At 72.6% G+C, this 8,831-nt stretch carries 8 protein-coding genes and 1 tRNA gene; 6 read left to right on the forward strand and 3 right to left on the reverse strand.

Going from position 1 to position 8,831, the window contains the following annotated elements; translation table 11 throughout:
* Window positions 1-11 precede the first annotated feature (11 nt).
* From AC6EXY_RS18505 to AC6EXY_RS18515, 3 genes are all read left to right on the forward strand, one after another.
* The gene (locus AC6EXY_RS18505) at window positions 12-1,553 is read left to right on the forward strand and encodes a cupin domain-containing protein (RefSeq protein ID WP_243407313.1); all 1,542 of its coding nucleotides are present in this window, start codon (window positions 12-14) and stop codon (window positions 1,551-1,553) included.
* A 136-nt stretch (window positions 1,554-1,689) separates the two neighbouring features.
* Window positions 1,690-3,315 carry an amino acid adenylation domain-containing protein gene (locus AC6EXY_RS18510; RefSeq protein WP_499817582.1) on the forward strand — a complete coding sequence of 542 codons (1,626 nt, stop codon included), beginning with the start codon at window positions 1,690-1,692 and terminating at the stop codon, window positions 3,313-3,315.
* A gap of 74 nt (window positions 3,316-3,389) precedes the next feature.
* Complete coding sequence (locus AC6EXY_RS18515; protein WP_165818283.1) at window positions 3,390-4,382, forward strand: iron-siderophore ABC transporter substrate-binding protein; 993 nt, start codon at window positions 3,390-3,392, stop codon at window positions 4,380-4,382.
* 61 nt (window positions 4,383-4,443) lie between these two features.
* Here the strand turns inward: AC6EXY_RS18515 and AC6EXY_RS18520 are convergent, their stop codons facing one another.
* A complete protein-coding gene (locus tag AC6EXY_RS18520) occupies window positions 4,444-4,881 on the reverse strand; it encodes a hypothetical protein (protein WP_101830910.1) in 438 nt (145 codons plus the stop codon).
* Window positions 4,882-5,005: 124 nt separating this feature from the next.
* On the opposite strand from AC6EXY_RS18520, the gene AC6EXY_RS18525 reads away from it, so the two are divergent.
* A complete protein-coding gene (locus AC6EXY_RS18525) occupies window positions 5,006-5,575 on the forward strand; it encodes a TetR/AcrR family transcriptional regulator (RefSeq protein ID WP_101830909.1) in 570 nt (189 codons plus the stop codon).
* 295 nt (window positions 5,576-5,870) lie between these two features.
* Here AC6EXY_RS18525 and AC6EXY_RS18530 read toward each other — a convergent pair.
* Window positions 5,871-5,943, reverse strand: a tRNA-Asn gene (locus tag AC6EXY_RS18530).
* A 162-nt stretch (window positions 5,944-6,105) separates the two neighbouring features.
* Here AC6EXY_RS18530 and AC6EXY_RS18535 point away from each other — a divergent pair.
* Both AC6EXY_RS18535 and AC6EXY_RS18540 read left to right on the forward strand, forming a co-directional pair.
* Window positions 6,106-6,387: a hypothetical protein gene (locus AC6EXY_RS18535; protein WP_101830908.1), complete on the forward strand. Its 282-nt coding sequence runs from the start codon at window positions 6,106-6,108 to the stop codon at window positions 6,385-6,387.
* A 79-nt stretch (window positions 6,388-6,466) separates the two neighbouring features.
* Window positions 6,467-6,874 carry a winged helix-turn-helix transcriptional regulator gene (locus tag AC6EXY_RS18540; protein ID WP_423748054.1) on the forward strand — a complete coding sequence of 136 codons (408 nt, stop codon included), beginning with the start codon at window positions 6,467-6,469 and terminating at the stop codon, window positions 6,872-6,874.
* A 366-nt stretch (window positions 6,875-7,240) separates the two neighbouring features.
* On the opposite strand, the gene gltX is transcribed toward AC6EXY_RS18540, so the two are convergent.
* Window positions 7,241-8,653, reverse strand: a complete 1,413-nt coding sequence (gene gltX, locus AC6EXY_RS18545; RefSeq protein WP_101830906.1) for a glutamate--tRNA ligase — start codon at window positions 8,651-8,653, stop codon at window positions 7,241-7,243.
* Between the last annotated feature and the right edge of the window lie 178 nt (window positions 8,654-8,831).

Genomic DNA, 8,831 nt, shown 5'->3' on the forward strand with positions numbered 1-8,831 from the left:
AGGAGGAGCCGTTGACTGCGGATCCGACGATGATCCCGGCCGGCCCCACCAGCCCGGACCGTCCCTACGACCCCGCCGACGCAGGTCCCGTCCCGGCGGGCGCGAGCCACGAACCCCCGCCGCCGGCCGGGGAGGAGCTGGTCCGCCAGGTGGCGGCGGCGCAGCGGGGCGCGGGCGCGCACGCGCTGGTCCGCGCGTTCGCGGCGAACCCCGCCTTCCGCGCCGCCGAATGGGAGGAGCTGACCACCGAGGACAACCCGTACCGGCGACCGGTGCGTCCGGCGGACCTGGGCTGGCTCGACTACGCCACCCCGCTGCCCGCCGCCGACGCGCTGACGCTGTCCGGTCTGCTCGGGCACCGGATGCTGCGCAACATCTACGACGCGGACCTGCACCACCTGCCGCCGGCGCGCAACGCGGCGGCCGAGCGCGACGCCGCCGACTTCCACTCCCCGGACAACCGGCTGCGCGGCGCGCTCGCCCAGCCCGTCCTCGAGAACCACCTGTTCGGCTTCCTGGCCGGCGAGCGCCGGGCCCTGCCGGACGCGACGCCCGGCGGGCTGCTCGCCACGCTGCGCGGCTACTGGGAGGAGCTGCGGGACGCCCCGGGCGACGTGTTCGCGGTGCTGCGCGGCACCCGGGACCGGCGCGAGGCGACGACGTTCGCGCTGCTGCAGCTGTCGGCCTACCTGCCCGCGGCACGCACGGCGATCGCCCGCGCGTCGCTCGGCGAGTACGACCTCGCCCTGCCCGGCGCCCGCGCCCTGCTGCTCGACGACTACCGGCGCTGGGTGGCCGGCGCCGCCGACTGGCGGGCGCTGCTCGCCGGCGGCGGGCTGACCAGCACCGTCGGCGCCTACTGGCAGCTCTACCTCAACACCTCGCTGGCCCGCGGCAACCATCTGCACCAGCTCTCCCGCGCGCCCGGCAGGCACGCCGAGCTGCTCGGCGCGTTCGTTCACCAGCGCCTGCATGACGCGGCCGTCGCCGGGGCCTGGGCGGACGCGGTCGAGGACGGCCTGGGGGAGCGCCCGGCCCTGTTCGCGCCGGACGGCCCGGGCGCGCCGCCGCCGGTGACACCCGCCGCGCTCGACGACCTGGCCGGGGCGCTGCTCGTCCCGCTCGCCGAGCACGGTGGCGACGCGGCGCTCGACGCCTTCCACGCCGGCTTCGCCGACGCCGCGCACCTCGCCCGCCTGCACGACCGCGACCTCGCCGCGCAGCTCGCCTGGGCGGACGCCATCGACGAGCACAAGGCCAAGGCCGAGGCCATCAACGCCTACCTCACCGACGAGCGGATCGAGGTCGACCTGGACACGTTCGTCGAGTCCTGCGACGAGACGTCGACGACGCACGTCCATGACGAGCACCGGCTCGTCATGATCGAGACCGGTGACATGCACTTCTGGAACAACGTCACGCACAGGATCTCGCTGCGCGACGGCGACAGGATCCTCATCCCGAAGTCACGGCTGCACGGCTCCACCGTGCTGTCCGGCTCGTGCACGTACCACCAGCCGATCATCCCGGACGAGATGTACCGCAGGTTCTGATTCGACCGGTTTCCGCAGGTAGTTAGGTTAGGCTTGCCTTGCGCAAGTAAACCTAACTTGATACGTTGCCGGCGCCTCGATCCACCCGTCCGTCAACGCCGGCCCAGCACCACCGCCATCAGGGGGGACTCGCTCTGTGAACGTGCGTGTCGACAGCGCCGCGCCGCCGACGGCCCCGCCTGATGGGGCGCTGACCCTCGAGGACGTCAACGACTACAGCGCGCCCGGTTCGACGAGCACCGTCGTCGAGCTGTTCACCGCCCAGGTGCGGGCCACGCCGCACGCCGCCGCCGTCGTCGCCCCCGCGGGGCACCTGACCTACGCCGAGCTCGGCGCCCGGGTGTTCCAGCTGGCCCGGGCGCTGCGGGCCCGCGGTCTCGGGCCGGAGGGCGTCGTCGGCATCCGGCTGGTCCGCTCCGCGGAGATGGTCGTCTCGGTGCTCGCCGTCATGGTCGCCGGCGGGGCGTTCGTCCCGGTCGAGCCCGCCTGGCCCGAGCAGCGCCGCCGCCAGGTGCTCAGCGGCGCGCGGGCGCGGCTGGTGATCACCGGCGTTGACGCGTCGGCCGGTGCGGACGGGCACGCGGACGGGGTGCCCGCCGTTCCGGTCGACCTCGCCGCGTGGGCCTGGGGTGGCGAGTCGCCCACACCGCTCGACCTGCCGATCCCCGGCGACGGCCTGGCCTACGTCATGTTCACCTCCGGCTCGACCGGAGCCCCCAAGGGGGCGATGATCCGCCACGAGGCGATCGCGGAGCGGCTGCGCTGGCAGGTCGACGACCTGTTCCACTGCGGGGCGGACGACGCGTCGCTGTTCAAGGCGCCGCTGTCGTTCGACATCTCCGTCAACGAGATCCTGCTGCCGCTGGTCTGTGGCGGGCGGGTCGTCGTCGCCGAGCCCGAGGGCGAGCTCGACCCCGGCTACCTGCTCGACCTCATCGCGCAGGAGCGGATCACCTTCGTCTACCTCGTCGCGTCGATGCTCGACATCCTGCTGGAGGCCGCCGAGGGGACCGAGGAGCTCGCGTCACTGCGCCACGTCTGGTGCGGCGGGGAGGTGCTCACCCCCGCGCTGTTCGCCCGCTTCCGTGCCCAGCTCGACACCGTGCTCTACCACGGCTACGGGCCCGCCGAGACGACCATCGGCGTCTCGCACGTCATCTACCGCGACGGCACCGAGCGGCTCGCCACCTCCATCGGGCGGCCCAACCCGCACACCCAGTTGCACGTCCTCGACGACACGCTGACGCCGGTGGCCGACGGCTCGGTCGGCGAGCTGTACGCGGCCGGCTTCCTGCTGGGACGCGGCTACGTCCACGCGGCGGCGCTGACCGCCGCCCGGTTCGTCGCGGATCCCTTCGCCGGCGGCGGCGCACGGATGTACCGGACGGGGGACCTCGTCCGCTGGAACAGCGCCGGCTGGCTGGAGTTCGTGGGCCGCGCCGACAACCAGGTCAAGATCCGCGGGATGCGCCTCGAGCTGGAGGAGGTGGAGGCGGCGCTGGCCACCCACCCGCGGGTGCGCCGCGCGGCGGTGGTGGTCTCCCGCGACGCCGCCGCGCCCCGCCTGCTCGCCTTCGCCGTCCCCGACGCGGGCGAGCCCGCCGCCGCGCCGGGGTCGCTGGCGGACGAGCTGCTGGCCTGGTGCGCGGACCTGCTGCCCCCGTACATGGTGCCGAGCGCCGTCACGGTGCTCGACACGCTGCCCGTCACCGCCGGCGGAAAGATCGACCGCCGGGCGCTGACGGCGCCGACCGGTCCCTGACCCGCCGAATTCCGTTCGCACACCTGTCACCGCGGGCCCCGGGGCGCCGCGACCGATCATGAAACGAGTTAGCAGTGCGAAAGAGACTGAGATTCCTCGTCGCGATGTTCCTGGCCGTCGCGGCGCTGGTCGCCGCGGCCGGCTGCGGCAGCGACGGAGACGGCGGGACGGCGTCGGCAGGCACCACCGCTACGAGCGGCAGCTTCCCGGTCACCCTGAAGAACAAGTTCGGTACCACGGTCGTCCCCGCTCAGCCGAAGCGAATCATCGCGCTCAGCTATGAGGAGGACACGCTCGCGACGGTGGGCATCACGCCGATCGCCTACGCGAAGAACGAGTACAAGCCCGATGGCGTCTTCCCCTGGCTGCAGGGCAAGATCGACCTGTCGAAGAGCACCGCGCTCGACACCGCCGGCGACCTGAACCTCGAGCAGATCGCCGCGCTGCGTCCCGACCTGATCCTCGCCACGAACTTCTACAGCCTGGCCGACTACTACGACCGGCTCTCGAAGATCGCGCCCACCGTCGGCTACACCGAGGACGCCGGCATCGCGACCTGGCAGGAGAACAGCACCATCATCGGCAAGGCGATCGGCCGCGACGCCGACGTCCAGAAGGCGATCGCCGCCACCCAGCAGGTCATCGACCAGACGAAGAGCGGCCTGCCGGGTCTCGCCGGCAGGACGTTCAGCTACTCCTTCTACTACGAGGCCGGCGGCCTGGCCGTCATCGACGACCCGAAGACCGTCTCCGTGCAGCTCTACTCCGACCTCGGCATGAAACTCGCCCCCGGCGTCGCCGCCAACGTGGTCGACCGTTCGCTGAGCATGGAGAAGCTCAACGCGCTGGACGCCGACTTCCTGCTCATCGGCTTCGCCACCCCGGACCTGAGGACCGAGATGAACGGGAACAAGCTGTTCACCGAGATCCCGGCGGTCAAGGCCGGCCGGGCGCTCCAGGTCGACGCGTTCACCGCCGGCGCCGTGAACAACCCGACCATCCTCAACATCCCGTGGCAGCTCGACCAGCTCAGGCCGACGCTGGCCAAGGTGACCAGCGGCAGCTGACCCGGGAGCCCGTGCGCCGGTCGCGTCCCGGCGGCCGGTCGCGCGGGCTCGCGTCGTCTTCTCAGCGCGCGGCGGGCTCCGTCGCGGCGTCGGAGAGCGCCTGGACGAGGGCCTCGCCGGTGTACGCGACGCCGCCGAGGCCCCAGCCTCCGTCGGGCGCGTTGATGATGTTGACCCACGTGTCCTCGTTGCGGTGTTCGTCGACGGTGAGCGTGTCGACGATGTCGGTCGCCGCGGCGATGAACGCCGCGCGGGCCGCCGGGTCCGGCAGGCCGATGTTCGGCAGCTTGAGCTCCACCATGACGACCCGGCGGGGGACGCCGCCAGCATAGACGTCCCGCGGATCCAGGACATGGACGGTGCCGCCGATGATTCCGGTCAGGAAGGCGTTGCCAGGAGCGCCGCTGACCTCGGCGAGCGCCGCCGTCAACCGGGGCAGGATCTCCCCGCGGCCCGCCTCGGTGAGCTGACCCCGCGGCGCGGTGACGGTGATGGGCATGCGCAGACCTCCGCTTGGACGGCGACTCGCCTGATGGCGGAATCGCTAGGACGTACGTACTAGAGCGACAGTGCACTAGGATGGCCGTACTAGTCAAGGTTCGCGGCAGAAAGGGGATCGGCTCGTGGTCGACACCCGTGGTCGCATGGTCGACGCCACGATCGAGGCGTTGCGGCGCCACGGCGTCGCCGGCATGTCGTTCACCGGAATCCTTCGCGACAGCGGCGCGGCCCGCGGCGCGATCTACCACCACTTCCCGGGAGGCAAGGCACAGCTCGTCGCCGAGGCCGCCGAGCGCAACGGGGAACAGGTCCGCGCCAGCCTGGCCACCCTGCCCGTGGACGACCCGCGCACCCTGGTGACGGCGTTCTTCGCCGCCATCCGACCGGTCCTCGCCGCCTCGACGACCGGCGGCGGCTGCGCGATCGCGGCGATCACCGTCGGCGCCGCCGACGACAGTGGCGGCGACAGTGGTGGCGAGGGCCTGGTGCGCGTCGCGGCCCGGATCTTCGCCTCGTGGGGCGAGGTCCTGGCCGGCCTGCTGGTGTCCGCCGGGCTGTCGCCCACCGAGGCCGCCGATCTCGCCACCACGCTGATCATGCTGCTGGAGGGTGCGCACGTCCTGTGCCGCGCCGCCGGCACGCTGGAGCCGTTCGACCGGGCCGCCCGCACCGCGATCGCGTTGACCCTGTGAAGTCGTCTGATCCGAAAGCCGTGACAGTGCGGTTGGGATCTGCGGGAGCCCGTGCGCCGGTCGCGTCTCGGCGGCCGGTCGCACGAGCTCGCATGGGCCCCGTCTCGTTGGACCCCGCAAGCCGCGAGCTGTGGGTAGCCTCAGCCCATTGCTGCGCCAGAGCCCCCTCAGATCCGGCCGGCCAGGGTTTCGATCCGATTTCGGCTCTGTCGCGCTTTCGGTGGTGACTGAGCGTCAGCCGCGCAGGATCCAGTGGCGGAGCAGGGAGGTGGATCATGCAAACGTGCTGGTCGGGCTCCCGCGATAGGACTCGAACCTATAACCTGCCGGTTAACAGCCGGCTGCTCTGCCAATTGAGCTACGCGGGATCGCATGTCTCGAGCGTGTGTCGTGCGCCGAGCATCTGACCTCCGTCAGCCTACCTGAGGTTCGGGCCGACATGGACGTGGGGTAGGAATCAACGCGGCGGCACAACGCCAACCGGCGGGGAGTCGTCCGCCGGCAGGTTCCTTGGACTCCTGGGAGGCACCATGCACATCAGGCCCAGTGTCGTCATCGCTCTCGGCCTCGGGTACGTCCTGGGCGCCCGCGCGGGGCGTGAGCACTACGACACGATCATGCGTCAGCTGCGGGACGTCCGCGAGCGCCCGGAGGTCCAGAGCGCCGCCGGCCTCGTGTCCGCCCAGGCTGGGACGGTGTACCAGCGCGTGCGCGGGCTGCTGGGGGCCGAGGCGGAGGAGTCCCGGTCGCGGCCGTTCCGTCCGGGGGCGCACCACAGTTCGAACGGTGTGAGCTCGGTCGGCGCCCACTGAGCGGGCCGCCGGGGCCGGGTCGCGACGGTCGGGTGGGCGTCGATGTGTGGGATGCGCGTGATGAAGCGGTGTTGCTCTGTTGAGTGGTGCTGATCGGCGCGGTGCCGCCCGCCGGCCGGGGCGGGGCGGCGCGGCGGCGGGGCCCGCGGGGGGTGCGCCACCCGCCCTGGCGGCCCTCGTGGACCTGCTCGGCCGGCGTTTCGCCCTCGGCGCCTACTGGCAGCTGCGGGCCGGGTCGCTGTCCTTCCGCGCGCTGCAGGCCCGGCTGGACGCCCCCGAGGCGCAGCTGACCCAGCGGCTGCGCGAACTGCGCGAGGCCGGCATGGCCGAGGTCGACGAGGTGGGTGAGTACCGCCTCACCGCGCACGGCCGGCGCCTGCTGGGCCTCGTCCAGCCCCTCGCCGACTTCGCCGACGAGTGGGCGGCGCTGAGCCCCCGGCAGCGCGTCCCCCGCGGCGCCGCCGACCGCGGCTTCGACGAACCCTGAGCCGCGGGCTTCCCCGAAGCCGCGAGGCGGGGCCGATCCACGGATCACAGGTTGTCTTTCACTGATCTTAAGAATCCTTTAGGCCCCGCACGATGTGCTTGTCACTGTCACACCCCGAGCTTCACCCGGCGGAGGTAACCCCGACCTCTGGTGGGTCTCCCCAGCCCGGGTCGCGGCCCGTCCCAGCCGCGGCCCGGGCTCATTCGTCCGGAGGTACCCTCGGCACAGGCGCGGCCTGCCCCGCGCCTCGGCTGCCCGTGGTGGTGGTGTCCGCTCCCCGAGCCACGGGTCGGGCCCGGTCCGGGCATCCCGGCCCGAGCTCCTGGCCTGGCCGTCGATGCCCGGGCGGGTCCGATGACCGCAGCGTCAGGCCGTGGTGAGGCGGTCGCGTGCGGCGGCCAGCCGCCGCCGGGTCGCCTCCCGGCCGAGGACGACCAGGGACTCGAACAGGGGAAGCCCGACGGTCCGCCCGGTGACCGCCACCCGCACCGGCGCCTGCGCCTTCGACAGCTTCAGGCCGTGGCGCTCGCCGGCCTCGGTCAGGGTCTGCTTCAACGTCTCGGCATCCCACTCGACCTTGCCGAACAGGTCGTGGACGTCGGCGAGCAGCTCCGCCGCGGGACCCTTCATCGCCTTGGCCCAGGCGGCGTCGTCCTCGGGTGGCTCGGCCAGGAACAGGAAGTCGACCATCGGCACGATCTCGGACAGCACCGACAGCCGGGACTGCGCGAGGCCCGCGACGGCGGCGAACACGCCCTCGTCGAAGGCGTCCGCCGGCCAGGGTGCGGCCGTGCCGACCAGCCAGGGCCGCGCCGCCTCGGTGAACTCCGCGGTGCCGAGCGCCCGGATGTACTCGCCGTTGAACGCGCGCAGCTTCTTCTCGTCGAAGAACGCCGGCGAGGGCTTCACGTCGGCGAGGTCGAACGCGGCCTCGATCGTCTCCCAGGGGACGATCTCCTCCTCGCCGGGCGGCGCCCAGCCGAGCAGCATCAGGTAGTTCTTCATCGCGGCCGGCAGGTAGCCCTCGTCCCGGTAGGACTCCAGGGCGACCTTGTCCCGGCGCTTGGACAGCTTCTGCCGCTTCTCGTTGACGATGACGGGCACATGCGCCCACACCGGCGGCTCGGACGCGCCGAGCGCCGCCCACAGCAGCTGCTGCTTGGGCGTGTTCGGCAGGTGCTCCTCACCTCGGATGACGTGCGTGATGCCCATCTCGAGGTCGTCGACGACGTTGGCGAGCAGGAACACCGCCGAGCCGTCCGCCCGCGCCACGACGAAGTCCTCGAGCGTGTCGTTGGGAAACGTCGGCTCGCCGCGGATCAGGTCGCGCACGGTCGTCACGCCGTCGTCGGGGGTGCGAAAACGCAGCGCCCGGCCGGGGCCCGCGGTCAGGCCGCGCTCGCGGCAGTGCCCGTCGTAGCCGCGCTGGGCGTTGCCGGTGCGCTCGGCCAGCGCCTCCCGGGTGCAGTCGCAGAAGTAGGCCTGGCCCGCCTCGTGCAGGCGGACCGCCGCGGCCCGGTGCGACGCGTCCCGCGACGACTGGAACACCGGGCCCTCGTACCGACCGGGGCTGATGCCGAGCCAGTCCAGCGCGCTGATGATCCCGTCGGTCCACTCGGGCCGGTTGCGGGAGGCGTCGGTGTCCTCGACCCGTAGCACGAAATCGCCGCCCGCGCGCAGCGCCACCAGCCAGTTGAACAGCGCCGACCGCGCCCCACCCACGTGGAAGATGCCCGTGGGAGACGGCGCGAACCGCACCCGAACCCGCCCAGATCCCATGCGGGCGAGCGTACAGGGATCTCGCGGTGCCGCCGCTTAGCCGCCGGACAGGCTGAGCAGGTCGAGGGGGGTGGTGGGGTGGTGGGGGGTGTGGGGGGTGGTGGTGAGGTGGTGGCGCCAGAGGGTTTCGGCGGCGTCGGGGTCGTGGTGGGTGAGGTGGGTGAGGAGCTGGTGGTGG

It is taken from the genome of Frankia sp. RB5, assembly GCF_059816245.1.

Coding starts and splice junctions, on each gene's coding strand:
- AC6EXY_RS18520 (WP_101830910.1), bottom strand. CDS start 4,881: ATGCCCATCACCGTCACCGCGCCGCGGGGTCAGCTCACCGAGGCGGGC.
- AC6EXY_RS18535 (WP_101830908.1), top strand. CDS start 6,106: ATGCACATCAGGCCCAGTGTCGTCATCGCTCTCGGCCTCGGGTACGTC.
- gltX (WP_101830906.1), bottom strand. CDS start 8,653: ATGGGATCTGGGCGGGTTCGGGTGCGGTTCGCGCCGTCTCCCACGGGC.